A 26,913-nucleotide genomic window follows, 5' to 3' on the forward strand; every position below is an offset into this window, starting at 1 on the left:
TATTTCTGACCTGCTCATGCAGGCATGCTTTGGCGGCGCTTTCCAAGACTGCGCTGAGCACTTTTTTCACACCAATAGTAACAGCGGCACAAAAAGAGGAGGTCAAGCGAATACATTCAAGTATCAGAGGTAGACTGGTAATATTTTGATTTGATTTTATTTTTCCATGTCAAAAATCAGAGCAGATCGGATTTATATGGAAGGCTCTGCTATCGGATTAGTGCCGCCCTCTATCTAATCACCGTTAAATTATCAAGAAGGAGCGAGAATTGAATTCAATTGACGATATATTTAGCTTTATTATTGAAATCGAAAAGCTTAAAAATGTACTTCGAAAAACCAAGCCTGTCGGTCTAAATCGCTTTGAAAATTCTGGTGAGCACAGCTGGCATGTTTGTCTAGTAGCATTACTTTTTAAAGAATATTCCAACTTTGAAATCAATATTGACCGTGTAATTAAAATGTTACTTATTCATGATCTTGGTGAAATTGATGCAGGAGACACAATTGTGTACTCCTGCGAAAATAAAGAAATAAAGGAATTAGAAGCTGCCAGCATCCGAAGAGTTTTTAATCTATTACCAAGTCATTTAGCTGCGGAGCTATCAGATCTTTGGCACGAATTTGAAGAAGGTATTACACCCGACTCAATTTATGCAAAATCCATAGATCGAATTCCTCCTCTACTCCACAACATATATGGAAATGGTCACAGCTGGAAAGAACACAATATCTCTGCTGCACAGGTGTATGGCCTGAATAGTAGAATCGGAAAAGGCAGTGAGTTAGTTTGGGAAAATCTTAAGCAAAAGCTAAAAACCGCTGAATCTGAGGGAATTCTTAAGCAGTACAAATCTGGGACACCACCTTTCTGAGCAAGGTGTAGCATAACCAAAACCCAAAAGATGGGTGTCCAAGGTCTGGCAACCTAGCCTGGAGCCCCTTCCGCAGCCAGCCCTATGAGCGGGCGGGCAGATCCTGTTTCAGCGCAACCAGCAACAGGGCCAGCAGGCCAAAGGGCGGAAACAGACAGAGTAGGGAGCAGATAAGGGTGACCAGCGCCGGATGCTCGCTCTTGCGGCGCGCCAGTCGCCAGGCGATGACGCCGACGATGACCATCAGCAACGCAATGAACTGGCCAAGCAGGGTGGCATTGATATTCATGAAAGATCCTTTTTCATGGGCAAGTGTGAAGAACCTGTACTTTATCGCCTTGGCTGCGATTGGCAACCGCTGAACCTCACCGGCCACTCGCCCGTCGATAGGTTCTCTCTATTTCGGCAATAGATGAGAATAGTTTTCATTTAATCTCATTTCGGCAGATACTCTCATTATCAACAGAGGGAGCCGCCATCATGAAAAAGACCATCAGCTTTGCCATCCTGCACTTCGGTGTCGCCTTTACCGTGGCCTACCTGCTGACCGGTGAGCTGCTGACCGCCAGCCTGATCGCCCTGATCGAGCCCGCCGTCAACACGGTCGCCTTCTACTTTCATGACCTTGGCTGGCACAAGCTCAAGCCAAAGCACAGCCTGCAGGCCAAGACCAGCAGCTTCGCGGTGGTCCACTTCTCGGTGGCCTTCGGGGTGGCCTTCCTGCTGAGCGGCGAGCTGCTCACCGGTGGTGTGATGGCGATGATCGAACCGGCCATCAATACCGTGGTGTTCTTCTTCCACGAGCGGCTGTGGCGCGCCCGCAGTCAGCAACTGGCGCTGGCCTGATCAACCGGGCAACCCGCCTACCCTTTATCGCGGCCACAAAAAGCCCGACATTCCGGCCAGGAGTGTCGGGTTTTTCCGCTTTGCAGCCATTCAGCTGTGCAAGTGCGCTCAGCTCCCCTGCTGCATTGCCCTGTAGAGTGTGCTGTAGTAGGCAGATATGCCCTCCTCATTGCTGGAATCTATCGATGAACAAGACCTTGCTTGCCACCCTGCTGTTTGCCCCTCTGCTGGCCAGCGCCGCAACCCCCTCCTTTGACTGCACCAAAGCCTCCGGGTCGGTCGAAACCCTGATCTGCAAGGATGCCGGACTGGCCGCCCTTGATAACGAACTGGCGGCCCTCTACCCCAAGGCGATTGCCGCGCTCTCTCCCGAACAGCTCAAGACCGAGCGCGCCATGCAGCGCGGCTGGATCAAGGGGCGTAACGACTGCTGGAAGGGGCAGGATCTGCGCCAGTGTGTGGAGGATAACTACCTGCTGCGGATCACCGAACTGCAGATCAGCGGCGGCCAGCTGATGGTGCCGGCACCGGTCAACTACAAGTGCGGCAAGAGCGTCACTCTCTCCACCTACTTCTATAACGATGCCAAGCTGCCCGCCGCGGTGATTAACCTGAGCGAGGGCGACAAGCAGCAACAAGTGCTCGCCTATGAAGCCCCCAGCGCCAGCGGCGCCCGTTATGAAGGGCAAAATCTCACCTTCTTCACCAAGGGGGACGACGCCACGCTGGAGCGTTACGGCCAGCCAACCCTCACCTGCATGGAAAATCCGACCAAGGGCTGACGCTCATGGGGGCGGCTCGTCTTGCCGCCCCACCTTGACTAGATGGCGATATCCAGCGGTTGTCCTTCCCGCACAATCCGCAACTTGAGCGACCCCGGCTTGCCGGTGCTGAGCAGTTCACGCACCTTGTCGATCTCGAGGGGACGGTAAGCCACCCCGTTGATCTGTTCCAGAATGTCGCCGTTGGCCAGACCATAGGGGGCAAGATCCCGTTCGTCGCTGTAGTAGACCTGCAGATGCTCGCCATCAAAACGCACCCCGATATTGCGCAGGATTGGCGGCACTTTGCGCGCCAGGCTGTCAGCGTCGTAGCAGAGCATCATCCGCCCGGGCATGATCGCAAAGCGATTGAAGCGGTTAACAAAATCCAGCCCCAGACCATACTGTTCATTGCTGTTTTCCGACACGCGCAGTTCACCGAGCTGGCGCTCATCAAAGTGCAGGCCGGTGAGGATATGGTCACGCCCCTCCACCATACCGCTGGCATCCACCCCTTTGCGTGGCGTGGCATCTTCGCCAGAGATCGCCTTCTGGTTCGCCATAAAGTCGATAAAGGCATGGTCGGCATAGCTCTGATCGGCCCCGGTATCCAGATACATGCGCACGCTGCTCTCGCCGTGGGTCAGATACACTGCCGGGGAGCGGTTGTAGCTGTCTTCATAGCCGATGCAACGCTCGAAAGTCGCTGCCGACGGTGCCGTCAGCGAAGCCGTGAGCTGATGCTTGTCGCGATCAAACACCCAGTTGAAACGGCGGATGGTGTCGATCCCGAGGATGCCATCGATACGGCTGCCAAGAGACTGGGAGAAGAGATCGAAATCAATAGTTGCCCACAGATCGCTGTCATCAATGGTGACCGACCCCACCGAGAAGGGCTGCGGCTCAACAAAGCCAAGCTGCTCGCTGCCCAGTTGGCTCGACACGCTGTTCACAGTGGCAAAATCAGCCTGATAGGCCCTGGGCAATTCGCTTAAGGTCAGCGCCTTGAAGCGGCTGGCCAGACGACGATCGATAAAGGTGATACTGGCTCCGGTATCGAGCAAAAACTGGTACTGCTCACCAGCGATGGTGACGGGGATCAGGGGGGCACTTTCGTAATGCACTGTCAGCACCGGGCTGGGTGCATGGCGTTTGGCGGATGAATCCGGGGCTGTGCAGCCTTGGACGACGAACAGGGCCAACATGGCCAGCGCCACTTTGAACTGCGACTTCATAACTCTCCTTCCCGATAGCAGATGCCCCCGCGACGCCACCGCATAATGCTATCTTGTTGATTTATAGATAAATAAGCTATTTCAGCGGGGAGCGCGGACAATAACAAAGAATTTTATGCTGGTTCAAGCCAGATATAACCATGAATATTCTATGGCGATAGTTCAAGAATGGTTGTTCAGGCTATGTCGGCGCGTCATCAATCGCGGGTGACATTTGATTAATTTATTGATCTTGAACAGAAATCCTCAATATTGAGCTTTCTATCCACAGCGCCATGGTTAATATTGCCATTTGGCAACAATTGCCTCGTCGGAGTCTCCCATGAGCCATGCCAACCCTATCCCCTTGGTGAAACGCAGCAGACTGGAGGCTGAAATTCAGGGGCGGTAGCCATGCCAATTCCCCTGCTTGCCAAGCCGGTGCCTCACCCACAACATGCAAATCAAGGTGATGTATGGAAACACAAACCCTGCATCGTGGTCGCTTGATCGACCATATCCAACTGGTGGTCAAAGATTTGGTCGCCAGCCAGCGCTTTTATACGGCCATTCTCACCACCCTCGATATTCCGCTGGGCGGCACAGGGGAGGGCTACTTCTGGGCAGACGAACTGTTTGTTACCGCCATCGACAGCCCCGCAGCGCTGGGGGCACTGACCGGCCGCCATCATCTCGCCTTTCAGGCGCAAGACTGCGCCATGGTGGATCGCTTTTATCAGGCCGCATTAGCTAACGGCGGCAAAGACAACGGCGCCCCCGGCGAGCGTAATTACCACCCCGGCTACTACGCCGCCTTTGTGCTCGATCCGGACGGCAATAATATCGAAGCGGTTTATCACGGCGAGGCAAAGCGTAGTGTAGAGTCGGTGGAAATTACGTTTTAGAACGCGGATAAAAAATTTCATCACCATCATTTGTCAAAAAAGATCTACCACCTCACTACTAAAAATATTAAATATAAATATTTACAGCACTTCACAGAGTGATTCTTATTCACTTATACTTAAATAAAGGAATATAAATGAGAGTTTCTGAATTCTTCAACTTAAATAGAACACAACCATATCTTGATTTTGTAGACATCCCGTTAAATACAGATATCCCAGTATTTCTTGACCCTAACGCAATAAAGTCGCTTGAGTCAGCATGGGGGAATGAACTTTCTTCATTACTTCAAACTTTTTTTGAAGTAGTTTTACGGCTAATTAAAAACAATCAGCATGATAAAGCAAAAAGTTATTGTCATCATTAAATGAAAGGAATGAATTTCATCTAGGGTATTCAGCCGGTGAATCTAAAGGTCATGCTTTTGGATCTGAGTCAGCAAAATCCGTTTGGAGTGCACTGACAAAAAGTAAAGCAGCTGCAACGGGATTATTACAGGACTTAGAAGATACGGCATTGCTAATTCATGGCATTGGTACTGACATGATTTCTGATGCAGTTTGCAACATCCTTAGAGGCCCATTAATCAAATACACGCAAGACATGTGTATGTATTATGGCATTCCATTGACACCGAATGTTGCATCTGGGCCCATCTGGAATCCACAAAAAGAACTATGGGAGGAAACTTTTGTTTCTTTACCGATGACGAATTTTGGTAAAGTTATACTTGTCCCTAAAATTATTGTTAGACATCGACTAACCTTTCAATACAATGAATATTATAGATATTTTTTATTACCTGAAATGCAAGATGAACATCTACGAGCAAATTCCTCCCTGGTTGAAACACTGAAAAGTGGAGAGAGACGTGTAACAAAAAAGGCACTTCAGGAAAAATATGGGAAAGACAAGTTAGCTGTAGTAGAACAAACTTTAATTAGACCTAATATTCTTAATGAATACCGTGAGGCAAAAGCAGAGTCCCCATCGAACCCGCTTACTCATGAACAGTTTTCTGAAATTGAGCAAACTGAAAAACCTCAGTTAGAGCTATTACTAGTACAACTAAAAGCATTACGTCCAGGCAGAGATACCGCTGAAGATTATGAGAGTATAATAGAAAAAATTTTGTCTGTGTTATTTTATCCATCCCTCTGCAATCCGACAAAACAACATAAGATACATAATGGCAGAAAAAGAGTAGATATTACTTATGTAAATGAAGCTAAAAGTGGATTTTTTTACTGGCTATCCATGCATTACCCATGCCCTCAGATTTTTGTGGAGTGTAAAAATTATGGTAAAGATGTTGCTAATCCAGAGGTAGACCAATTATCTGGTCGTTTCTCGCCTAGTCGCGGAAAAGTTGGCATTTTAATTTGTAGAGAGATTCAAGATAAAGAGCTTCTATATAATAGATGCCAAGACACGGCAAAAGACCAAAGGGGATTTATCATTCCTCTCGATGATAGAGATGTTGAAACCATGGTAAATAATTACATAGAAAATGAAGGGAACCAGTCATTTGATTTATTACGTGGACTTTGGTCAACCTTAATTAATTAATAACAAGCTTAGCATTGGTCAAATTATAGTGATATAGTTGCCACTTTGTGACCAACATCAAATTAATTTATCATTTCTTTCTTATTTTCGCTAACACCACTCCCAATAATGGTTTGGCGCAACACTCCCCAAGGAGATAAATGAAGCCTGACTTAACCGGCACTCGAATTGTACTGCGCACCATTGGCCCGCAAGATGCGGCCGATCTGTTCGAGATTTATGGCAGTCCACTGACCATGGAGTTTGCCTCCGATCCCTGCTTTACCTCCCCCGCCATGGTGGCGCAGATGATGGTGAGCGTGGTGCGGCTGGAGCAAACGGGGGAGTCGCTGGAGTGGGCGATTGTCGAGCGGGAGGGCAACAAGGTGATCGGCACCTGTGGCCTGCACAGTTTCAGCGAGGCGGGCCGCAGCTGCAAGGTAGGTTGCCTGCTCAATGCGGCCTATTGGCGCAGAGGGTTTATGTCGGAGGCGCTGGGATTGCTGTTCGCCCACGCCAGCACACAGGGAGTCACCCGCCTCACCGCAGATATCGATGCAGATAACGTCCGCTCTATCGCCCTGTTTGAAAAGCTGGGCTTCAAGGCGCATGCAGGGCGCTATCAGCGCACGCTCCCCTTTATCTGACCGAGACCAGAGGCACAACCCCCTCGCCTCTCAGGCCGTTTTGGCAATGTTCAGGCATAAAAAAACCGGAACCCAAGGGTTCCGGTTTTTTTTCATTCCAGCCGAGGCTGGCAAACCAGCAAATTAAGCCTGGTTTTTAACTTCTTTCAGACCGCGGAAAGGAGCTTTGGCACCCAGAGCTTCTTCGATACGGATCAGCTGGTTGTACTTGGCAACACGGTCAGAACGGCTCATGGAACCGGTCTTGATCTGGCCAGCAGCGGTACCAACAGCCAGGTCGGCGATGGTCGCGTCTTCGGTCTCACCGGAGCGGTGGGAGATGACGGCAGTGTAGCCAGCGTCTTTGGCCATCTTGATGGCAGCCAGAGTTTCGGTCAGGGAACCGATCTGGTTGAACTTGATCAGGATGGAGTTGGCGATGCCGTTGTCGATACCGCGCTTCAGGATCTTGGTGTTGGTTACGAACAGGTCGTCACCCACGATCTGGATTTTCTTGCCCAGTTCAGCAGTCTGGTAGGCGAAACCTTCCCAGTCAGATTCGTCCAGGCCATCTTCGATGGAGACGATCGGGAACTTGGTGGTCAGGTCAGCCAGGAAGTCGGAGAAACCGTTGGAGGTGAAGACACGACCTTCGCCTTTCAGGTTGTACTCTTTCTTCTCTGCGTCGTAGAACTCGGAAGCAGCGCAGTCCATAGCCAGGGTGATGTCGGTGCCCAGTTTGTAACCGGCAGCGGCAACGGCTTCAGCGATAACTTCCAGCGCTTCGGCGTTGGATTTCAGGTTCGGAGCGAAACCACCTTCGTCACCAACTGCAGTGTTGTAGCCCTTGGACTTCAGCACTTTGGCCAGGTTGTGGAACACTTCTGCGCCCATGCGAACGGCTTCTTTCAGGGTCTTGGCGCCAACCGGCTGGATCATGAACTCCTGGATGTCGACGTTGTTGTCGGCGTGCTCACCACCGTTGATGATGTTCATCATCGGCAGCGGCATGGAGTAAACACCCGGGGTGCCGTTCAGCTCGGCGATGTGGGCGTACAGCGGCATGCCTTTGGCAGCAGCGGCAGCTTTGGCGTTAGCCAGGGAAACAGCCAGGATGGCGTTGGCGCCGAACTTGGATTTGTTCTCGGTACCGTCGAGGTCGATCATGATCTGGTCGACAGTGGCCTGGTCCTTGGCATCTTTACCCAGCAGAGCTTGAGCGATCGGGCCGTTTACGGCTTCGATGGCTTTCAGCACGCCTTTACCCAGGAAACGGCTCTTGTCGCCGTCACGCAGTTCCAGCGCTTCGCGGGAACCGGTGGACGCGCCAGACGGAGCGGCTGCCATACCAACAAAACCACCTTCCAGGTGAACTTCGGCCTCAACGGTCGGGTTACCACGGGAGTCGATGATTTCACGACCGATCACTTTAACGATCTTGGACATGTGTATTTCCTCAGGTTTCGTAAAAAAACAACAAAAATATGCCAAAAAAAGCGGCTGTGGCACAGTGCCCCAACCGCATTTATTTTCAATTACTTCAAATTACGCTTCTGATACTCGCCTGCCGCCTTCACAAAACCGGCGAACAGAGCGTGGCCATCACGAGGAGTAGAGGTGAACTCCGGGTGGAACTGCGCAGCCACGAACCAGGGGTGATCCGGGATCTCGATGATTTCCACCAACTTCTTGTCGGCGGAGAGACCGGTCACTTTCAGACCTGCCGCTTCAATCTGCGGCAGCAGCTTGTTGTTTACTTCGTAACGGTGACGGTGACGCTCGTAAATGGTCGGGCTGCCGTACATCTGACGCACCTTGGAATCTTCGACCAGGTGGCAGAGCTGGGAACCCAGACGCATGGTACCGCCCAGATCGGACTTCTCGGTACGGGTCTCGATATTGCCCTCTTCATCCACCCACTCGGTGATGAGGCCGACGACCGGATACGCGCAATCTTTCTTGAATTCGGAGGAGTGAGCCCCTTCCATGCCCGCTACGTTGCGAGCGAATTCGATCATGGCAACCTGCATGCCGAGGCAGATACCCAGGTAGGGGATCTTGTTCTCGCGGGCATACTGGGCAGCCAGAATTTTGCCTTCCACACCGCGCTCACCGAAGCCACCCGGCACCAGGATCGCGTCCAGACCTTCCAGCAGCTCGGCGCCACGGGTCTCGATATCCTGAGAGTCGATGTACTTGATGTTGACGGAGTGACGGGTCTTGAGACCCCCGTGCTTGAGCGCCTCGTTGACGGACTTGTAAGCGTCCGGCAGGGAGACGTACTTGCCGACCATACCGATGGTCACTTCACCAGTCGGGTTGGCCTCTTCATAGATAACCTGTTCCCACTCGGACAAGTCAGCCTCTTTGCACTCCAGACCGAAACGCTCGGTGAAGTAGGAGTCCAGATTCTGGGATTTCAGCAGTGCCGGGATCTTGTAGATGGAGTCGACGTCTTTCATGGAGATGACGGCGCGCTCGGGCACGTTGCAGAACAGGGCAATTTTGGCGCGCTCGTTGGCCGGAATGGCACGGTCGGAGCGGCAGATCAGCACATCCGGCTGGATACCGATGGAGAGCAGCTCTTTGACGGAGTGCTGGGTCGGCTTGGTCTTCACTTCACCGGCAGCAGCCAGGTAAGGAACCAGCGTCAGGTGCATGAACATGGCATTGTTGCGGCCCACTTCGGCAGCCAGCTGACGAATGGCTTCGAGGAACGGCAGGGACTCGATGTCACCTACGGTACCGCCCACTTCGACGATGGCAACCTGATGGCCTTCGGCACCGGCAATCACCCGCTCTTTGATGGCGTTGGTGATGTGCGGGATAACCTGAATGGTGGCGCCCAGATAGTCACCACGACGCTCTTTACGCAGTACGTCGGCGTAGATGCGGCCGGTGGTAAAGTTGTTGCGACGGGTCATCTTGGTGCGGATGAAACGCTCGTAGTGACCCAAATCCAGATCGGTTTCGGCCCCGTCCTCGGTTACGAACACTTCACCATGCTGGGTCGGGCTCATGGTGCCCGGATCCACGTTGATGTACGGGTCCAGTTTCATGATGGTCACATCCAGACCACGGGCTTCCAGAATGGCTGCCAGAGAAGCTGCGGCAATGCCTTTGCCGAGGGATGAAACAACGCCACCAGTAACAAAAATATATTTGGTCGTCATGCTGAACCTGAAAGAAGTTTAGGGAATTTTAAGGGGTGCTTCGGGGATGAAGCAGGACGGGGAAACAGTATACCAAAAACCCCTCTCCCAAACAATGAGCAAAAATCTATCAGGCTCACCGCCCCCCCATCTTGCGCCAAATCAACTTTGCTCGGTTTCCTTCGCCTTATCCCAGACGGCATCGAGCTTTTCGAGGGTGCAATCGGTCATTTTCAAGCCTTCTGCGGCGATTATCTGCTCAACCTGACGAAAACGACGTTCGAACTTGGCGTTGGCGCCGCGCAGTACCTGCTCCGGATCCTTGCCCAGATGACGCACCAGATTGACGGTGGCAAACAGCAGGTCACCGAGCTCGTCGCTCACCCTCGCCTCGTCTACATCGGCCATCAATGCCTCTTCCATCACCTCGTCGATCTCTTCGTGGATCTTGTCCACCACAGGCCCCAGCGTCTTCCAGTCAAAGCCGACGGTGGCGCAACGTTTCTGGATCTTGGCGGCGCGGGTCAGGGCTGGCAGCGCCTGCGGGATATCGTCCAGCACGCTCTCTTTGTCGAGGGCCGCTCGCTCTTTGGCTTTTTCCGCCTCCCAGTTCGCTTTTACCGCCTGCTCGTTGGCAAGGTCAGCATCGGAAAAAACGTGGGGGTGACGACGAATGAGCTTTTCACTCACCGTCTCCACGATATCGGCGAAGTCGAACAAGCCCCGCTCTTGACCCAGCTGGGCGTAAAACACCACCTGAAACAGCAGATCCCCCAGCTCCCCTTTCAGCCCCTGCCAATCCTCGGTCTCGATGGCATCGGCCACTTCGTAGGCCTCTTCCAGGGTGTGCGGCACTATGGTCTGGAAGTCCTGTTTCAGATCCCAGGGGCAGCCGTTTTGCGGATCACGCAAACGAGCCATGATGTCGAGCAGTTGAGGCAGATCGTAACGTTGAGACATGGGATATTCGCTTTCAATTCGTTCAAAAAGGGTCGTAAATGCAGACCGGCCACTGGGGCCGGTCGGTTCGATATCAAAGCCGCTTGGCGCTGATCACATCGTTGAGCTGACTGAGCTTGGCCAACGCCCGGTTGAAGGCGTTGATGTTGTAAATCTCCAGCTCCATGTCGATCTCGGCGGTCTGCTCGCGCACGTTGGAGCGCGAGCGCACCCCCATCACATTGATCTTCTCGTTGGCCAGTACTGTGGTGATATCGCGCAGCAGGCCGGAGCGATCGTTGGAGATGATCCGGATGGTGAGGCCGTAGCCGCCGGAGTAGTTCTCCCCCCACACCGCATCGATCAGCCGCTCGGGGTTGCGCCGTGACAGCTCCTTGAGCTGCTCGCAATCTTCCCGGTGAATGGATACGCCGCGCCCCATGGTGATAAAGCCCTGAATGGAGTCCCCCGGAATGGGCTGACAGCAACGGGCAATATGGGTCATCAGGTTGCCGACCCCTTCCACTACTATGTGGTCTTTGGGCTTGTGGCGCATCGGCGCATTGGCCTTCTGCTCCAGCTTCTCCAGCAGGCGGCGATCTTCCTCTTCCGCCGTCGGCTTGTTGTAGCAGGTGTCGAGATAGTTGAGCACCTGGTTGATGCGGATATCGCCGCTGCCGATACCAGCCAGCAGATCGTCGGTGCTCTCCAGATTGAAGCGGCGCAGCATGTTGCCCTTGTCGATCTTGGACATGCTGAGGTTGTGGCGATCCAGCTCCTTCTCGAACAGCTCGCGACCGGCCACGATATTCTTGTCCCGATCCAGTTTTCTGAACCAGGTCGCCACCTTGGCCCGCGCCCGGCTGGAGCGCAGGAAGCCGGCGTTGGGGTTCATCCAGTCGCGGCTCGGGTTCGGCTCTTTCTGGGTGATCACCTCCACCTGATCGCCGGTCTGCAGCGCGTAGGTAAACGGCACGATGCGGCCGTCAATCTTGGCGCCGATGCAGCGGTGACCGATCATGCTGTGGACGTGATAGGCAAAATCGAGCGGGGTGGCGCCAGCTGGCAGGTCGATGACATCCCCTTTCGGGGTGAAGACGTAGACCCGGTCCTCGAACACCTGACTGCGCAGGTCTTCGAGCAGGGAGCCGCTCTCGGAGAGATCCTCCTGCCAGGCGAGCAGCTTGCGCAGCCACTCGATCTTGTCTTCGAAGGTGTTGGCCTTGCCGCCAGCCTGCGCCCCTTCCTTGTAGCGCCAGTGCGCCGCGACGCCGAGTTCGGCATCCTGATGCATCTGGTCGGTACGGATCTGGATCTCGACGGTCTTGCCCTCAGGCCCCACCACTACGGTGTGGATCGACTGATAGCCGTTGGGTTTGGGGTTGGCGACATAGTCGTCAAACTCGCGGGGAATGTGGTGGAACTGGGTGTGCACGATACCGAGCGCCGCATAGCAATCCTGCAACCGCTTGGTCACTACCCGCACCGCGCGCACATCGAACAACTCGTTGAATTCGAGGTGCTTCTTCTGCATCTTGCGCCAGATGCTGTAGATATGTTTCGGCCGACCGTACACCTCGGCGTCAACTCCCGCCTCTTTCAGGCCATTACGCAGGGATTGCACAAACTCGCGGATGTAGCGCTCGCGGTCGAGCCGCTTCTCGTCGAGCTGCTTGGCGATCTGCTTGTAGGTATCCGGGTGCAGGTAACGGAAGGCGAGATCTTCCAGCTCCCACTTGAGCTGGCCGATGCCCAGACGGTTGGCGAGCGGCGCATAGATATTGGTGATCTCCTGGGCCATCAGCACCCGGGTCTCTTCATCTGCCGTCTTCGCTTCCCGCAGGCAGGCGATCCGCTCCGCCAGCTTGATCACCACAGCGCGCACATCCTCGACCATGGCAAGCAACATACGGCGCACGTTGTCGACCTGCTCCGGCGAGGTTTCGCTGCGATGGAGGGTCTGCAGGGAGCGGATGGCTTCCATCTCCAGCACCCCTTCCACCAGCTTGGCGATCTTGGAGCCAAAGTCCTCGTCCATCCGCTCCTGGCTGATGAGACCGGCTTCGACGAAGGGGTAGATGATGGCCGCTTTGAGGGTACCGATATCCATGCTGAGCATCTGCAGGATGCCCACCATTTCGATGCCGCGCACCAGCAGCTTGCTAGTCAGCGCCTCGTCACCGAGCGTCAGACAATACTGGTAGACGGTTCGCAGCTGATCCTTTTCACTGTCACTCAAGGAGAGCGAGCTGACCCACTCTTCCAGGGTGAAGTTGTCTTTCAAATGAATATCGCGAACCGCAACCATGGTATCAATCCTTTAAATTATCGGGCCGAAAGCTGTCACTTTCCCCCCTCATGAGATTGCCTCAAATGGGGATATCCAGCGCACTTTTCAAGGCATATTGTCCAGAAAGACAATAGAGCGCACCAACAGGCCCTGCCGAACGACGAGGGTCTAGATTACCCCAATCACATCAGCTCAAACAGCCGCAGACATGCCGGATTACATATCCGCATCGCCCAGCTGATGAGTCATTTACTCCCGTTCAAACAGCGCCATGGACTCCAGATGACTGGTGTGAGGGAACATGTCGAGCATGCCGAGGCGCACCAGACGATAACCCCCTTTCACCAGCACCTGACTGTCCCGCGCCAGGGTGACCGGGTTACAGGAGACGTAGACCACCCGCTTGGGTGAAAGTTTCACGACGTGTCCCATCACTTCCATCGCGCCGGGACGAGCCGGATCCAGCAGCACCAGATCAAACCCTTCCCGCGCCCAGGACATGCCGACGATGTCATCGCTCAGGTCGGCTTTGTAGAAACGGGCATTGGTGATGCCGTTGCGACGGGCGTTCTCTTCGGCCCGCTGCACCATGGCCAGTTCACCTTCGACACCCACCACTTCGCGAGCCTGACGGGCCAGCGGCAGGGTGAAGTTGCCGATACCGCAGAAGAGATCGAGCACCTTGTCATCCTTGCTCGCCCCGAGCCATGTCAGCGCCTGCTCAACCATGCTCTGGTTGATGGGGCCGTTGACCTGAATGAAATCGCCGGGAGCAAATGCAAGAGACAGGCCATCCAGCGAGTAGGATGGGGAAAAATGTTGCTGCAGCGCTTCGATGCGATCATCGGCCGCCTGCAGATAGAGGTCTATCCCCTGCGCTTTGGCAAACTCCACCAGCAGGGCGCGATCCGCCTCATTGGGGCGGCCGGTGTGGCGCAGCAGCATCATGATCCCCTGCTCGGCCTGGATAAGCTCCGCATGGCCCAGCTCGCGCTGGCTCTTGAGGCGATTGAGGCACTCACGCAGCGGGGCAATCAGCGCAGAGATCGGTTCGGCCAGCACAGGGCAACCGTCAATCTCCACCAGATCGTTGCTGTTGCGGCGACGGAAACCGACCCGGGTGCAGCGACCATTCTTGTCAAATTTGATGGCCAGACGACAGACCCGACGGTAGGCGCGATCTTCACCGGTCAGTACCGGCTCCAGCGCTGGCGCCTTGATGTTGCCCAACCGTTCGAACAGGCTGACCAGTCCAGCCGCCTTGGCCGCTTGCTGATCGGCAACCGACATGTGCTGGGCACTGCAACCGCCGCACTCGCGATAGTGGCTGCAAAAGGGGGCGATACGATTGGCCGCCGGGGTCACCACCTGTTGCAAGGCGGCGTGACCATACTGTTTTTTCTCTTCGGTGATGCGTGCCTTGACGGTCTCGCCGGGCAGTGCCCCTTCGACGAAGATCGCCTTGCCCTGATGGCGACCGATACCGACGCAGTGGTGATCGAGGGTGTCTATCGTAAATTCAATGCGTTGGAGCTGGGTGGACTTCTTTTGGGGCTTGAAAAACTGGGCCATAAAACTTGGTGCCTATAGGTGGCTATGTCATGATTGTGGAATCTGCTGCCGGGTATTGTCCCACAAGAATAATAGTATGACCAAATACGGCCACAGAGCCCGTGTATTGCCATCAACCCTATCGCCAACCCTGTTCACTGGTGGCCTGTTCGTATGACCAAATATGGCCTGAGAGCACGCGTTCTCGCCTTCACCATCCTGCCGACCCTGATCATCGGTGGCCTGATGGCCGGTTACTTCACCTTCCACCGCTACCAGCAGCTGGAAAACAACCTCATTGATCAGGGGATCAACATTATCGAACCGCTGGCGATCGCCAGTGAATACGGGATGACCCAGCACAGTCGAGAATCCCTCAAGCGGCTCATTGGCCTGACCCATCGCAAGAACTCCCCCTTCATCAAGTCCATCGCGGTTTTCACCCAGGACAACCAGCTGTTCGTTACCTCGAACTACCACCGGGATTTCACCCGGCTCAGGCTGCCCGATGGCGAGCCTATTCCGGATCTGACCAGCGTGACGTTTCAGGGGGACGACATCATTTTGCGCACCCCGATCCAGGCTGAAACCAGTCTGGATGGCTTCCCGCTGCCCAGCGATGTAGAGCCGCCGATGATCGGCTACATCTCGATGCAGATGGCGACCGACAGGGCCATGCTGCTGCAATACCGCGACACCTTCTTTGCGGTGATCATGGTGCTCATCGGGGTCGCCTTCAGTACCCTGTTTGGCTTCCGGCTGGTCAAGAGCGTGACCCAGCCCATCACCAACATGGTGCAGGCAGTGCACAAAATCAGGGAGGGGCGGCTCGATACCCGGGTCAGCGGCCAGCTCACCGGCGAGCTGGATATGCTGAAAAATGGCATCAACGCCATGGCCAAGGCGCTCTCCGAATATCACGAAGAGATGCAGCAGAATATCGATCAGGCCACCTCTGACCTGCGCGAAACCCTGGAGCAGATCGAGATCCAGAACGTCGAGCTCGACATGGCCAAGAAGCGGGCGCAGGAGGCGGCGCGGGTCAAGTCGGAGTTTCTGGCCAACATGTCCCACGAGCTTCGTACACCGCTCAACGGGGTCATCGGTTTTACCCGCCAGCTGCTGAAAACCAGCCTGACCCCGAGCCAGACCGACTACATGCAGACCATCGAGAAGTCGGCGCGCAACCTGCTTGGCATCATCAACGACATCCTCGACTTCTCTAAGCTGGAAGCGGGCAAGCTGCAGCTGGAACATATCCCGTTCAGCCTGCGCGACACCCTCAACGAGACCATGCACCTGCTCGGCCCCAGCGCCCACGACAAACAACTGGAGCTCTCCCTGCGGGTGGATGCCGATGTACCGGACTACCTCACCGGCGACCCCATGCGTCTGCAACAGGTGCTGACCAACCTCACCGGCAACGCCATCAAGTTCACCGAACAGGGCAACGTGGATGTCCATATCGAGCAGACCGGCAGTGGCAACCACAAGGTGAGGCTCAACGTCCAGATCCGCGATACCGGCATCGGCATCTCCCAGGAGCAGCAACATCAGCTGTTCCAGGCCTTCAATCAGGCCGACTCCTCCATCTCCCGCCGTTATGGCGGCACAGGCCTAGGCCTCGTTATCACCCAGAAGCTGGTGCAGCAGATGGGCGGCCAGATCCGCTTTGAATCGGAGCTCGGCAAGGGCTCCATCTTCTCCTTCAGTCTGGATGTGGAGGTCTCCCCCCTGCCCCAGACCGATCAACTGCCGCTGGATCGGATCCGTGGCAAACGGCTCTGGCTGCTGGAGCCGGATCCCTTCGCGCAAGCCTCCCTGCTCGCCCTGCTGGCGGAGTGGCACCTCGACGTGCACCCACTGACCAGCGATGATCCCTGGCCCGAGATGAGCGAGCAGGAGATGGTGATCATCGGCAGCAGCACCCTGCATACGCCGCAGCAGGTGCTCGGCCGTCTCGACAGACTGAACGGCCAGCAGCAGAACACCATAGTACTGCTCAGCAGCCACGAGCCGGCGCTCTATGAAGCGATGCTGGCCCATGGCGCCCAGCACTGTCTCTCCAAACCGGTCAACCACCGCAAGCTGCTGCACGCCCTGCTCTCGCCGGAATCGAGCCGCCAGAAGCTGCCTGCGCAACCTGCGCCGCGCCAGTTGCAGCCCATCAAGGTGCTGGCGGTGGATGACAACGCCGCCAACCTCAAGCTGATCGCCGCCATGCTCAAGGATATGGTGAGTCAGGTGGTGGTGTGCAAAAACGGCAAGGAGGCGGTCAAGCAGGCCCAGAGCCAGCCGTTCGACATCATCTTCATGGATATCCAGATGCCGGTCATGGATGGCATCAGTGCCACCCAGGCGATCCGCAACCAGTCCCTCAACACCACCACCCCGATCGTGGCGGTGACCGCCCACGCCATCCCCGGAGAACGGGAACGGCTGATCCGGCAGGGGATGGACGACTATCTGGCCAAGCCCATCGACGAGAGCATGCTGGCCCAGCTCATCACCGACTTTGCCCATCGCCGTCACCAGAATAATGGTGCCCAACAGATCGACTGGGCACTGGCGGTGCGGCAGGCGGCGGGGAAAGAGCATCTCGCCAGAGAGATGCTGACCATGCTGCTGGCCAGTTTTGACGAGGTCGAGCCGGTGTTGGATAGCGCGCTGGCTGGCGAAATTGAAGATAGCGAGGTGCTGGCCCAGCTCCATCGCCTCAACGGCGGCTGTGCCTATTCCGGGGTGCCGGGGCTGCAACGGCTGCTCTCCCAGCTGGAGCAACAGCTGCGTGACGGCGTGCCGGTCAGCGAGCTGGAACCCGAGCTGCTGGAGCTGCAAGATGCGCTGGAACTGGTGCGCCAGGAGGCGCCCCGCTATCTCGGCAAAGCTTGATGAGCTTGACCTGAACTGTAGCGGCCCCCGCTTTTTCTGACGCGAGGGCCGCCAGATGGTAAAGTTGCGCCGTTTACACAGGAGTCAGCATGACCAACAACGATATTCTGCGCCGTCTGCGCTACGCCCTCACCATCAGCAACGACCAGATGGTCGAGATGTTTGCCAAGGGCAACCTGACGGTCACTCACGCCCAGCTGCACAGCTGGTTGATGAAAGAGGCAGCGGAAGGTGAAGAGCAAGAGGCAGGCTATGTCGCCTGTCCCGACTCGGCCCTGAGCCAGTTCCTCGACGGTTTCATCATCGCCCGCCGCGGTGTGCGGGAAGATGCACCGGCCCAGGTGATCCCGAACCGGATCAACAACAACATGATCCTGCGCAAGCTGCGCATCGGTCTCAACTTCAAGGAAGAGGACATGCTCGGCACCCTCAAGCTCGCCGACTTCAACCTCTCCAAGTCCGAGCTCAGTGCCCTGTTCCGCTCCAAGGATCACAAGCACTATCAGGATTGCGGGGATCAGATCCTGCGCAACTTCCTGATCGGCCTCACGGCCAAATACCGCGGCTGACCAGCCGCGCGACTGACCAGACTGGGCCTTCGACATGTGCCAGCGACTCACACCTCCCACGTTCAGCAGCCTAGCTGCGGCAGGGGGATGGCGCTGGCGCTGTCTTCTTCCCCTCTTCTTTCTGCCACTGGTTCTGCTGCTGGGTGGTTGTACCCCGTCCGAGTACCAGCTCTCGACCCGCTATCAGAGCGCCAACCAGAACGAGCGGATCGCCTTTCTGATCCTCCACTACACCGACGAAGATGATGCCAACTCCTTGCGCCTGCTGACCGAGCCGGAGCACAAGGTGAGCGCCCACTACCTGATCCCCCGCGACAGCCACGAGACCCCGCTACCGGTCTATCAGCTGGTGCCGGAGAGCGCGCGCGCCTGGCATGCGGGACGCAGCCGTTGGCACCAATATGCCGGGCTCAATGCCAGCTCCCTTGGCATCGAGATCGTCAACCTCGGCTATCCAGCAGAAGATGAGCCGCTGGCCCCCGATGCGCGGCGCTGGCAACCCTATACCCCGCAGCAGATTGCCGCCGTCGGCGCCCTCAGCCGGGAGCTGGTCGCCCGCTACCAGATTCCACCGACCCAGGTGCTGGGCCACAGTGATGTCGCCCCCGAGCGCAAGCAGGATCCCGGTCCCCACTTCCCCTGGCGCCAGCTCTATCTGACGTACGGAGTCGGCGCCTGGCCAGATGAAGATCGGGTGGCCGAGTTACTGGCCAGCCCCTTGCCCGATTGGGATGCAGCCATGTGGCAGCAGCAGCTGGCCCGCTATGGCTATGGCCTGCCCCAGACTGGCCAGTGGGATGAGCAGAGCCGCGCCGTCATGGGCGCCTTTCAGCTCCACTTTCGCGCCAGCAAGGTCGATAGCAAACCGGACCGCGAGTGTCAGGCCATCCTGATGGCGCTGCTCGAAAAATACTTCCCCTAATCCTCATCCATTGTCACCGTTGCTGCGTACTGTTTGATAGCCGTTAGCTATCAAACAGTTAGGCACAAGCAATTGTCCCTGCATTTTGCAAGGCGTTATTCTGACTGCGTTCCGAAAGAAAATTTCAAACCGATTTCCAAATCTGGAGGTGAATGATGAAAAGCCCGATTGGTCTTGATACTGCTCAATCACAAGCCCTGGCAGCCGAGTTGAACAAATTGCTGGCCAGCTACCAGATCCTCTACATGAACGTGCGCGGCTTCCACTGGAATATCCGTGGCAACCAGTTCTTCGAACTGCACCTGAAATTTGAAGAGATTTACAACGACCTGCTGCTGAAAGTCGATGCACTGGCCGAGCGGATCCTGACCCTGGATGGCGTGCCGATGCACAGCTTCAGCGACTATCTGAAAGTCTCTGCCATCCCGGAGCAAAAAGGGCTGCACGATGGCCGCGCCTGTGTCGAATCCCTGCTGGAGAGCTTCCGCGAACTGCTGGTCGCCCAGCGCCGTATTCTGGGTCAAGCAGCCGAAGCTGGTGATGAGGGCACTGCCTCCATCCTCTCCGACTATGTGCAGCAGCAGGAAAAACTGGTCTGGATGCTGCGCGCTTATCTGGCCTGATAGTGAACCAAGCCGACTACAGCGTACGTATGCTGGGTTGAGTAAGTTCCGGGCCGAAAGCTCCTGACCAGACCACGGCCCAATCCGTCTGATTGTTATGTTCTGTTGCAAACCTGAGTTGTCTCTCCTTTTATCCACCCGCTTGCCGCCCTGTTTGGGCGGCTTTTTTTGTTTTTGATCTGCATCAAGGGAATCTTAATTGGCAAATTGAATACCTATTAAGTTTTTCGCGAGAGGAATAGAATCGCCACAAAACAGACAACTGAAATGTCCAATTAGGAGAGGCATGATGTTTTGTGTGCAATGTGAACAGACTATTCGTACCCCGGCTGGCAACGGCTGTGCCTACGCACAAGGTATGTGCGGCAAGACGGCGGAAACCTCGGATCTGCAGGATGTGCTGATCTATACCCTGCAGGGGCTCAGCGCCTGGGCGCTGGCCGCCCGTGAGCAGGGCATCATCGACCGCGAGATCGATGCCTTCGTGCCCAAGGCCTTCTTCGCTACCCTCACCAACGTCAACTTCGACTCGAATCGCATCGTGGCCTACGTCAATCAGGCCCTCGCCTATCGCCAGCAGCTGGCCGATCGTCTGAGCACCATGGCGGTGCAGGCAAACGACTTGCCACACTCCGCTTACTTCGAACCCGGTGCCGAACTGCTGGAACAACTTGCCCATGCCGCACCAGCCGCCCCGAATCGGGGCAAGAACGAGGTAAACGAGGACATCATGGGGCTGCGTCTGCTCTGCCTTTACGGCCTCAAGGGCGCCGCCGCCTACATGGAGCACGCCCGGGTGCTGGATCAGCAGAGTGACGAGGTGGCCGCCGAATTCCACCGCATCATGAGCTGGCTCAGCACAGACCCGAGCGAAATGGGTCGGCTGTTCAGCTGTGCCATGGAGATCGGTCAGCTCAACTTCAAAATCATGGAGATGCTGGATCTGGGTGAAACCAGCGCCTTCGGCCACCCGGAACCGACCCAGGTACGCGTAACCCCCATCCCCGGCAAGTGCATTCTGGTCTCCGGCCACGACATGATGGATCTCAAGCTCATTCTGGAGCAGACCAAGGGAACCGGCATCAACGTCTACACCCATGGTGAGATGCTGCCCGCGCTGGCCTATCCCTTCTTCAAGCAGTACCCCCATCTGGTGGGTAACTACGGCTCCGCCTGGCAAAACCAGCAGAAGGAGTTTGCCAACTTCCCGGGCGCCGTGGTGATGACCTCCAACTGCATCATCGACCCGAATGTGGGCAACTACTCGGATCGCATCTTCACTCGCTCCATCGTCGGCTGGCCGGGCGTAACCCATCTGGAGGGAGATGATTTCTCCGCCGTGATCGCCAAGGCCCAAGCGCTTGAAGGCTTCAAGCACACCGAGCTCGAGCACTTCATCACCATCGGCTTTGCCCGCAACGCCCTGATGCAGGCAGCACCTGCGGTGATTGAGAAGGTCAAAGCCGGGGAGATCAGCCACTTCTTCCTGGTGGGTGGCTGTGATGGCGACAAGGCCGAGCGCGCCTACTTCACCGAGTTTGCCAAGGCGGCGCCGCGCGACAGCCTGCTGCTCACCCTGGGCTGCGGCAAATACAAGTTCAACAAGCTCGACTTTGGCGACATCGGCGGCATTCCGCGTCTGCTGGACGTGGGTCAGTGCAATGATGCCTACTCCGCCATCCAGTTGGCGCTGGCGCTCTCCGAAGCGTTCGAGTGTGGGGTCAACGATCTGCCGCTGACGCTGGTGCTCTCCTGGTTCGAGCAAAAAGCCATCGTCATTCTACTCACCCTGCTCTCCCTCGGGGTGAAAGACATCCGTACCGGCCCGACCGCCCCGGCCTTCCTCACCCCGGCGCTGCTCAAAGTGCTGGAGGAGCAATTCGGTCTGAAAGGAACCACCACTGCCGAGGCTGACTTGGCCGAGATCCTGGCGGCCTGATCGGCACCTCATGTTGTAAGCGTTTGGCGAGCCGCCCGGCTCGCCTTTTTTCTGGATCCGGCTTTTTCACCAGACGTTTTTCGAACCGTTTCAAACCTAAGGAGCCTTGTGATGACCTCTCTCACGCTCACCTGCATTGGCCGCCAACAGAACACCCACGACGTGGTGAGCTGGCAGCTGGCGCCGCTTTCCGGCAGCCTCCCTCCCGTACTGGCTGGCCAGTGCATCACCCTGCATACCGAGATCGACGGCCAGCCGCAGTGCCGCGCCTATACCCTCTCCTCCAGCCCACAGGATGCATGCTGGCAAGTGACTATCAAGGATGTGGGACGGGTCTCTTGCCATCTGCACCAGACCCTGCAAGTGGGAGACGAGATCCGGGTGGATGGTCCGTTCGGCGATTTCAACCTGACCGCCTTGCCTTGCGAGCGACCACTGCTCTTGAGTGCCGGTTCCGGCATCACCCCCATGTGGTCCATGTTGCGGGACGAGCTGGCCAAACGGCCGGATGCCGATATCCGCTTTATCCATAGCGCCCGCTCGCCAGCAGATGTGATCTTCGCAGATGACTTGGCTGCACTGGCTGAGGCCCATGCCGGTGTACGGCATACCCTGATTCTGGAAGATGCCCCAGCAGATCACCCCTGGATTGGCCGACTCACCCCCGCCATGTTGGCCGAACTGGCCCCGGATCTGCGCGAACGCCATGTCTATCTCTGCGGCCCGGCCCCCTATATGGCGGCGGTCAGCACCATGCTGGCAGAGCTGGGACTGCCGCCGGAGCAGCTGCATCAGGAGTCCTTTGGCCTTCCTCCAGCAGAGCCTGCCACAACCACCAGCGACCACTTCTGGCTGACCCTGAAAAAGAGCGGCAAAAAGGTGAAGATCCTGCCGGGTCAGACCCTGCTGGCGGCGCTGGAAGCGGCGGGCGAAACCATGATGGCGGCTTGTCGCGCCGGGGTATGTGGCAGCTGTCGTTGCACCACCACAGGTGACATCGAGCGCCAGAGCGTGATGACCCTGAGTGCTCAGGATCTGGAGAGCGGCGTTGCTCTAGCCTGCTCCTGCACCGCGAAAGGGGATATCAGTCTCGATTATTGAGGCGTGGTGCAGGCTTTTGTGAGGTGCGGTGAAGGCGTCATCGGTATCCCAACCTTTTCCCAAGTAGACAGGGGCGCTAGACTCGGCCCCAGTTTCACCAGAACACGGGATAAAAAATGACAATACTGGTCACAGGGGGCGCTGGCTATATCGGCTCCCACACCCTGGTTGAGCTGCTCGGCGCGGGGCAGCAGGTCGTGGTACTCGACAACCTCTCCAACTCCTCACCGGAGTCACTCAAGCGGGTCGAGCAGATCACCGGCAAACCGGTCACCTTCGTCGAAGGGGATGTGCTGGACAGAGCCTGCCTGCAGCAGCTGTTCGCCAACCACCAGATCGAATCGGTCATCCACTTCGCCGGCCTCAAGGCGGTCGGGGAGTCGAGCCAGATCCCGCTCACCTACTACCAGAACAACATCAGCGGCACTCTGGTGCTGTGCGAAGAGATGGCCAGGGCCGGCGTGTTCCGGCTGGTATTCAGCTCCTCGGCCACCGTCTATGGCGATCCCGCCTCGGTGCCGCTGCGGGAAGATTTCCCCACCAGCGCCACCAACCCCTACGGCCGCTCCAAGCTGATGGTGGAGGAGATCCTTCGCGATCTCGCCAAATCCGATCCCCGCTGGGCTATCGTACTGCTGCGTTACTTCAACCCGGTCGGCGCCCACGAGAGCGGCCTGATTGGTGAAGATCCCAACGGCATCCCCAACAACCTGCTGCCCTATATCAGCCAGGTCGGCGTGGGCAAGCTCAAGGAGCTGGGGGTATTTGGCAACGACTACCCGACCCCGGATGGCACCGGCGTGCGCGACTACATCCATGTGGTGGATCTGGCCATCGGCCACCTGAAAGCACTGGCGCGCATCAAGAGCGACACCGGCGTCTTCACCTACAACCTGGGCACAGGTCAGGGCTACTCGGTACTGGAGATGGTCAAGGCGTTTGAAGCGGCCAGCGGCCGACCCATTCCCTACCAGATCAAACCCCGTCGCCCGGGCGACATCGCCGAGTGCTGGGCAGAGCCGACGCTGGCCCGTGCCGAGCTGGGTTGGCAGGCAGAGCGCGGTCTGGAGCAGATGATGGTCGATACCTGGCGCTGGCAAAGCAACAACCCGAACGGCTATCAAGGCTGATCTCTCGCGGATTGATAACAAAACGCCCCGACATTTTCATGTCGGGGCGTTTTATTTTGCGACGCTCAATCAGTGGATCTGACTGCGCAGCAGCGGCACACGGGCCAATCGGGGGGAAATGCGCTCTATCAGCCGATCCGCCAGCGGGGTCAACAGCAGCCAGGGCAGGCAGAGGGTCGCCAGCCCCAGCGCGCCGACGTAGACATCGGTAAACCAGTGAGCCCCAGCCAGAATGCGCGGCGCGGAAAAGATCGGCACCATCAGCAATGCGGTGACTCCCGCCCAGCGCGGCAGATAGCGCAGGGCAAAACCGGCGAAGATCATCAGGAACAGAGCGTGATCGCCGGGGAAGCTGTCACCGGAAGAGTCCTTGGTCGGAATACCGCTGATCTGGGTCACCCGCAGCGCATCGGCCACCATCAGGGTCGGGCTGGGTCGCTCCACCGGCAATCGGTGACCAAGCTGGTTGATCACCAGAGCGCTCAGCAGCATCACTATGCCCATCGCCACCAGCTGGCGACGACCCGCCAAATCCCGGGCGAAGAAGCAGCGGGCCAGGATCAGCCCCATACAGGCCAGCACCGCCAGATCGAACAGCCGGTTATTGGTGATGGCCACCAGATCGGCCCACAGAGCCGACTGCCCGAGCCAGCCGTTAACGGTATGAAAAATCGCGAGGTCCCACTGATCCCAGGGACCATGAGCGGGCAACGCAGCCCAACTGATGGCCACCAGACCACCGACCAGATAGCAAAGCAGGAACTTGCCCATGGGGACTCTCCTTTGGAAAAGGGCGATATCGTAAAACTGTAGAGTGCGTCACAAAACCGAAGAATTGTAAGAAAGTGCGACACAATATAAAGTCTCAAATAAAGCCCACCAGCCCATTCCAATCTCGCATATCCCAACAACGCCAAGATTTCTGCCTCCGGTGCTGCATCTGTGGGCCTCTCACCATGAGTGCGGCTTGTGCCACCACCGCAACACCCCCTAGAATGCGCACTTCCCTTTACTGCGAAAGGAAGCGGTATGCATATTCACATTCTCGGGATCTGCGGCACCTTTATGGGTGGTCTGGCGGTGTTGGCAAAACAGCTTGGTTACCGGGTGACCGGTTCGGATGCCAATGTCTATCCCCCCATGAGTACCCAGCTCGAGCAACAGGGCATCGAACTGACCGAAGGCTATGACCCCTCCCAACTCGATCCGGCGCCGGATCTGGTGGTGATTGGCAACGCCATGAGCCGCGGCAACCCCTGTGTTGAATATGTACTGGACCGCAATCTGCCCTACATCTCCGGCCCCCAGTGGCTGCTGGAGCACGTGCTGCAAGATCGCTGGGTACTGGCCGTCGCCGGCACCCACGGCAAGACCACCACCGCCAGCATGCTGGCCTGGGTGCTGGAGTACGCCAAGCTGGAGCCCGGTTTCCTCATCGGCGGCGTGCCAGGCAACTTCCCGGTCTCCGCCCGTCTCGGCTCCGCCCCCTTCTTCGTCATCGAAGCGGACGAGTATGACTGTGCCTTCTTCGACAAGCGCTCCAAGTTCGTTCACTACCACCCGCGCACCCTGGTGATGAACAACCTGGAGTTCGACCACGCGGACATCTTCCCGGATCTCGCCGCGATCCAGCGCCAGTTCCACCACCTGATGCGCACCGTGCCGAGCAACGGCCGGGTGCTGTTCCCGCAAGCCGATGACAACCTCACCGCCGTGCGCAAGATGGGCTGCTGGAGCGAAGTGGAGCTGGTAGGTCAGGACGACGCCAAGTGGAAGGCGGTCAAGCAGGCCGATGACGGCTCCGCCTTCGAAGTGTGGCTGGATGGCGAAAAACAGGGCGAGGTGCACTGGGAGTGTATCGGCGAGCACAACGTCAACAATGGTCTGATGGCCATCGCGGCCGCACGTCATGCTGGCGTGATGGTGGAGCACGGCATCGCGGCGCTCTGCCAGTTCAAATCCCCCAAGCGACGGATGGAGCTCAAGGGCGAGGTAGCTGGCATCAGTGTCTATGACGACTTTGCCCACCACCCCACCGCCATCGAGACCACCCTTGGCGGTCTGCGCGCCAAGGTAGGCAAAGCCCGTATCCTGGCAGTGCTGGAGCCGCGCTCCAACACCATGAAACTGGGGGTACACAAGGAGGAGCTGGCCGGCTGCTTTGATGGCGCCGATGAAGTGTTCTTCTTCCAGCCTCCCAACATCGGCTGGGATCTCGGCGAAGTGACTGCCCATATGACCCGACCGGCCAAGGTGTTCAACGATCTGGAGACCCTGATCAACCGGCTGGTGGCCGAGAGCCGCGATGGCGACCATATTCTGATCATGAGCAACGGCGGCTTCGGTGGCATTCATGACAAGCTGATCGCCCGCCTCAAGGATTACCACGGCGAACTATGAACAAAACGATCACCCTGGCGCTGACCGGTGCCTCCGGCGCCCCCTACGCCCTGCGCCTGCTCCAGTGTCTGGTGCAGGCGGACTATCGGGTCTACCTGCTCGCCTCCTCGGCGGCTCGTGTGGTACTCAAGACCGAGCAGCAGCAGGAGTGGCCGGGCTCACCGAAAGAGCTCTCTGCTTATCTCTGTCGCCAATATGGCGCCAAGGAGGGGCAGATTGTCGCCTGCGGCAAGGAGGAGTGGTTCTCGCCAGTCGCCTCCGGTTCGGCAGCCCCCAAACAGATGGTGGTCTGCCCCTGCTCCATGGGCACCGTCTCGGCCATTGCCAACGGCACCTCGGACAACCTGCTGGAGCGGGCGGCGGATGTAGTGATCAAGGAGCGCGGCCAGCTCATTCTGGTGCCCCGCGAGAGCCCCTTCTCGGCGATCCATCTGGAGAACATGCTGAAACTGGCGCGGCTCGGAGTGACCATCATGCCTGCCGCGCCGGGTTTCTATCATGAGCCGAAAAGCATCGCGGATCTGGTAGATTTTATGGTCGCCCGCATCCTCGATCATCTGGGTGTCGAGCATGAGCTGACCAGCCGCTGGGGCTATGGCCACGGCTGAGCTGACCAGACAAACCGGATA

General features: G+C 57.0%; 24 protein-coding genes. 16 read left to right on the forward strand and 8 right to left on the reverse strand.

From position 1 onward, the window contains the following. Positions 1–269: 269 nt before the first annotated feature. Positions 270–875, forward strand: coding sequence for an HD domain-containing protein (locus G5332_RS17070; protein WP_159157601.1), 606 nt, complete (start codon positions 270–272; stop codon positions 873–875). A gap of 82 nt (positions 876–957) precedes the next feature. On the opposite strand, the gene G5332_RS17075 is transcribed toward G5332_RS17070, so the two are convergent. After that, the gene (locus G5332_RS17075; protein ID WP_042656489.1) at positions 958–1,164 is read right to left on the reverse strand and encodes a hypothetical protein; all 207 of its coding nucleotides are present in this window, start codon (positions 1,162–1,164) and stop codon (positions 958–960) included. Between the two features lie 191 nt (positions 1,165–1,355). Here G5332_RS17075 and G5332_RS17080 point away from each other — a divergent pair, with 191 nt between their 5' ends. Continuing rightward, complete coding sequence (locus G5332_RS17080; RefSeq protein ID WP_005343334.1) at positions 1,356–1,721, forward strand: DUF2061 domain-containing protein; 366 nt, start codon at positions 1,356–1,358, stop codon at positions 1,719–1,721. Between the two features lie 185 nt (positions 1,722–1,906). Continuing rightward, positions 1,907–2,503, forward strand: coding sequence for an MliC family protein (locus G5332_RS17085; protein WP_064341585.1), 597 nt, complete (start codon positions 1,907–1,909; stop codon positions 2,501–2,503). Between the two features lie 38 nt (positions 2,504–2,541). Here G5332_RS17085 and G5332_RS17090 read toward each other — a convergent pair whose 3' ends face one another. Continuing rightward, positions 2,542–3,717: an aspartyl protease family protein gene (locus tag G5332_RS17090; RefSeq protein ID WP_421259427.1), complete on the reverse strand. Its 1,176-nt coding sequence runs from the start codon at positions 3,715–3,717 to the stop codon at positions 2,542–2,544. Positions 3,718–4,172: 455 nt separating this feature from the next. On the opposite strand from G5332_RS17090, the gene G5332_RS17095 reads away from it, so the two are divergent. The 4 genes from G5332_RS17095 (at position 4,173) to G5332_RS17110 (ending at position 6,797) form a co-directional block, all read left to right on the forward strand. Then, on the forward strand, positions 4,173–4,601 hold the full coding sequence (locus tag G5332_RS17095) for a VOC family protein (RefSeq protein WP_421259428.1): 429 nt from the start codon (positions 4,173–4,175) through the stop codon (positions 4,599–4,601). A 137-nt stretch (positions 4,602–4,738) separates the two neighbouring features. Beyond that, complete coding sequence (locus tag G5332_RS17100; protein WP_421311437.1) at positions 4,739–4,969, forward strand: hypothetical protein; 231 nt, start codon at positions 4,739–4,741, stop codon at positions 4,967–4,969. Further along, positions 4,957–6,171 carry a hypothetical protein gene (locus G5332_RS17105; RefSeq protein WP_421311439.1) on the forward strand — a complete coding sequence of 405 codons (1,215 nt, stop codon included), beginning with the start codon at positions 4,957–4,959 and terminating at the stop codon, positions 6,169–6,171. The genes G5332_RS17100 and G5332_RS17105 overlap by 13 nt, the downstream gene beginning before the upstream one ends. Positions 6,172–6,311: 140 nt before the next feature. Continuing rightward, on the forward strand, positions 6,312–6,797 hold the full coding sequence (locus G5332_RS17110) for a GNAT family N-acetyltransferase (RefSeq protein ID WP_421259430.1): 486 nt from the start codon (positions 6,312–6,314) through the stop codon (positions 6,795–6,797). A gap of 123 nt (positions 6,798–6,920) precedes the next feature. Here the strand turns inward: G5332_RS17110 and eno are convergent, their stop codons facing one another. From eno to rlmD, 5 genes are all read right to left on the reverse strand, one after another. Beyond that, positions 6,921–8,222 carry a phosphopyruvate hydratase gene (eno, locus tag G5332_RS17115; protein ID WP_005335583.1) on the reverse strand — a complete coding sequence of 434 codons (1,302 nt, stop codon included), beginning with the start codon at positions 8,220–8,222 and terminating at the stop codon, positions 6,921–6,923. Positions 8,223–8,311: 89 nt separating this feature from the next. After that, positions 8,312–9,949, reverse strand: a complete 1,638-nt coding sequence (gene pyrG / locus G5332_RS17120; RefSeq protein ID WP_005343329.1) for a glutamine hydrolyzing CTP synthase — start codon at positions 9,947–9,949, stop codon at positions 8,312–8,314. A gap of 141 nt (positions 9,950–10,090) precedes the next feature. Further along, entirely contained in the window at positions 10,091–10,888 is a 798-nt protein-coding gene (gene mazG, locus G5332_RS17125) for a nucleoside triphosphate pyrophosphohydrolase (protein WP_421172744.1), read from the reverse strand. Between the two features lie 73 nt (positions 10,889–10,961). Continuing rightward, positions 10,962–13,175 (reverse strand): GTP diphosphokinase, encoded by a 2,214-nt coding sequence (gene relA / locus G5332_RS17130; RefSeq protein WP_005335588.1) that lies wholly within the window; start codon positions 13,173–13,175, stop codon positions 10,962–10,964. A 231-nt stretch (positions 13,176–13,406) separates the two neighbouring features. Beyond that, positions 13,407–14,729: a 23S rRNA (uracil(1939)-C(5))-methyltransferase RlmD gene (gene rlmD, locus G5332_RS17135; protein WP_421259431.1), complete on the reverse strand. Its 1,323-nt coding sequence runs from the start codon at positions 14,727–14,729 to the stop codon at positions 13,407–13,409. 153 nt (positions 14,730–14,882) lie between these two features. On the opposite strand from rlmD, the gene barA reads away from it, so the two are divergent. The 7 genes from barA (at position 14,883) to galE (ending at position 23,884) form a co-directional block, all read left to right on the forward strand. Next, on the forward strand, positions 14,883–17,600 hold the full coding sequence (gene barA / locus G5332_RS17140; protein WP_421172742.1) for a two-component sensor histidine kinase BarA: 2,718 nt from the start codon (positions 14,883–14,885) through the stop codon (positions 17,598–17,600). 89 nt (positions 17,601–17,689) lie between these two features. Further along, positions 17,690–18,169 carry a DUF1456 family protein gene (locus G5332_RS17145; RefSeq protein WP_005335594.1) on the forward strand — a complete coding sequence of 160 codons (480 nt, stop codon included), beginning with the start codon at positions 17,690–17,692 and terminating at the stop codon, positions 18,167–18,169. A 34-nt stretch (positions 18,170–18,203) separates the two neighbouring features. After that, complete coding sequence (locus G5332_RS17150; RefSeq protein ID WP_421172741.1) at positions 18,204–19,091, forward strand: N-acetylmuramoyl-L-alanine amidase; 888 nt, start codon at positions 18,204–18,206, stop codon at positions 19,089–19,091. A gap of 155 nt (positions 19,092–19,246) precedes the next feature. After that, complete coding sequence (locus G5332_RS17155) at positions 19,247–19,714, forward strand: Dps family protein (protein WP_021229540.1); 468 nt, start codon at positions 19,247–19,249, stop codon at positions 19,712–19,714. A gap of 289 nt (positions 19,715–20,003) precedes the next feature. Further along, a complete protein-coding gene (gene hcp, locus G5332_RS17160; protein WP_421172766.1) occupies positions 20,004–21,653 on the forward strand; it encodes a hydroxylamine reductase in 1,650 nt (549 codons plus the stop codon). 111 nt (positions 21,654–21,764) lie between these two features. Continuing rightward, positions 21,765–22,754, forward strand: a complete 990-nt coding sequence (locus G5332_RS17165) for an FAD-binding oxidoreductase (RefSeq protein ID WP_421259432.1) — start codon at positions 21,765–21,767, stop codon at positions 22,752–22,754. Positions 22,755–22,870: 116 nt separating this feature from the next. Then, the gene (galE, locus tag G5332_RS17170; protein WP_040097369.1) at positions 22,871–23,884 is read left to right on the forward strand and encodes a UDP-glucose 4-epimerase GalE; all 1,014 of its coding nucleotides are present in this window, start codon (positions 22,871–22,873) and stop codon (positions 23,882–23,884) included. 69 nt (positions 23,885–23,953) lie between these two features. Here the strand turns inward: galE and G5332_RS17175 are convergent, their stop codons facing one another. Then, positions 23,954–24,655 carry a phosphatase PAP2 family protein gene (locus G5332_RS17175; RefSeq protein WP_421249847.1) on the reverse strand — a complete coding sequence of 234 codons (702 nt, stop codon included), beginning with the start codon at positions 24,653–24,655 and terminating at the stop codon, positions 23,954–23,956. 258 nt (positions 24,656–24,913) lie between these two features. Here G5332_RS17175 and mpl point away from each other — a divergent pair, with 258 nt between their 5' ends. After that, positions 24,914–26,284, forward strand: coding sequence for a UDP-N-acetylmuramate:L-alanyl-gamma-D-glutamyl-meso-diaminopimelate ligase (gene mpl, locus G5332_RS17180; protein WP_421172738.1), 1,371 nt, complete (start codon positions 24,914–24,916; stop codon positions 26,282–26,284). After that, the gene (locus G5332_RS17185) at positions 26,281–26,892 is read left to right on the forward strand and encodes a flavin prenyltransferase UbiX (RefSeq protein WP_421231308.1); all 612 of its coding nucleotides are present in this window, start codon (positions 26,281–26,283) and stop codon (positions 26,890–26,892) included. Before mpl ends, G5332_RS17185 begins: the two co-directional genes overlap by 4 nt. Positions 26,893–26,913: the final 21 nt, after the last annotated feature.

Source organism: Aeromonas sp. 603757 (genome assembly GCF_049171255.1).
Taxonomy (GTDB): domain Bacteria; phylum Pseudomonadota; class Gammaproteobacteria; order Enterobacterales; family Aeromonadaceae; genus Aeromonas; species Aeromonas veronii_A.

Excerpts from the sequence above, each read along its gene's own strand:
- G5332_RS17165 (WP_421259432.1), top strand. The coding sequence starts at position 21,765 with ATGACCTCTCTCACGCTCACCTGCATTGGCCGCCAACAGAACACCCAC.
- G5332_RS17095 (WP_421259428.1), top strand. The coding sequence starts at position 4,173 with ATGGAAACACAAACCCTGCATCGTGGTCGCTTGATCGACCATATCCAA.
- mazG (WP_421172744.1), bottom strand. The coding sequence starts at position 10,888 with ATGTCTCAACGTTACGATCTGCCTCAACTGCTCGACATCATGGCTCGT.
- relA (WP_005335588.1), bottom strand. The coding sequence starts at position 13,175 with ATGGTTGCGGTTCGCGATATTCATTTGAAAGACAACTTCACCCTGGAA.
- rlmD (WP_421259431.1), bottom strand. The coding sequence starts at position 14,729 with ATGGCCCAGTTTTTCAAGCCCCAAAAGAAGTCCACCCAGCTCCAACGC.
- mpl (WP_421172738.1), top strand. The coding sequence starts at position 24,914 with ATGCATATTCACATTCTCGGGATCTGCGGCACCTTTATGGGTGGTCTG.
- G5332_RS17155 (WP_021229540.1), top strand. The coding sequence starts at position 19,247 with ATGAAAAGCCCGATTGGTCTTGATACTGCTCAATCACAAGCCCTGGCA.
- hcp (WP_421172766.1), top strand. The coding sequence starts at position 20,004 with ATGTTTTGTGTGCAATGTGAACAGACTATTCGTACCCCGGCTGGCAAC.
- galE (WP_040097369.1), top strand. The coding sequence starts at position 22,871 with ATGACAATACTGGTCACAGGGGGCGCTGGCTATATCGGCTCCCACACC.
- G5332_RS17080 (WP_005343334.1), top strand. The coding sequence starts at position 1,356 with ATGAAAAAGACCATCAGCTTTGCCATCCTGCACTTCGGTGTCGCCTTT.
- barA (WP_421172742.1), top strand. The coding sequence starts at position 14,883 with ATGACCAAATATGGCCTGAGAGCACGCGTTCTCGCCTTCACCATCCTG.
- G5332_RS17110 (WP_421259430.1), top strand. The coding sequence starts at position 6,312 with ATGAAGCCTGACTTAACCGGCACTCGAATTGTACTGCGCACCATTGGC.
- G5332_RS17100 (WP_421311437.1), top strand. The coding sequence starts at position 4,739 with ATGAGAGTTTCTGAATTCTTCAACTTAAATAGAACACAACCATATCTT.
- pyrG (WP_005343329.1), bottom strand. The coding sequence starts at position 9,949 with ATGACGACCAAATATATTTTTGTTACTGGTGGCGTTGTTTCATCCCTC.
- G5332_RS17075 (WP_042656489.1), bottom strand. The coding sequence starts at position 1,164 with ATGAATATCAATGCCACCCTGCTTGGCCAGTTCATTGCGTTGCTGATG.
- eno (WP_005335583.1), bottom strand. The coding sequence starts at position 8,222 with ATGTCCAAGATCGTTAAAGTGATCGGTCGTGAAATCATCGACTCCCGT.
- G5332_RS17085 (WP_064341585.1), top strand. The coding sequence starts at position 1,907 with ATGAACAAGACCTTGCTTGCCACCCTGCTGTTTGCCCCTCTGCTGGCC.
- G5332_RS17150 (WP_421172741.1), top strand. The coding sequence starts at position 18,204 with ATGTGCCAGCGACTCACACCTCCCACGTTCAGCAGCCTAGCTGCGGCA.
- G5332_RS17185 (WP_421231308.1), top strand. The coding sequence starts at position 26,281 with ATGAACAAAACGATCACCCTGGCGCTGACCGGTGCCTCCGGCGCCCCC.
- G5332_RS17175 (WP_421249847.1), bottom strand. The coding sequence starts at position 24,655 with ATGGGCAAGTTCCTGCTTTGCTATCTGGTCGGTGGTCTGGTGGCCATC.
- G5332_RS17090 (WP_421259427.1), bottom strand. The coding sequence starts at position 3,717 with ATGAAGTCGCAGTTCAAAGTGGCGCTGGCCATGTTGGCCCTGTTCGTC.
- G5332_RS17145 (WP_005335594.1), top strand. The coding sequence starts at position 17,690 with ATGACCAACAACGATATTCTGCGCCGTCTGCGCTACGCCCTCACCATC.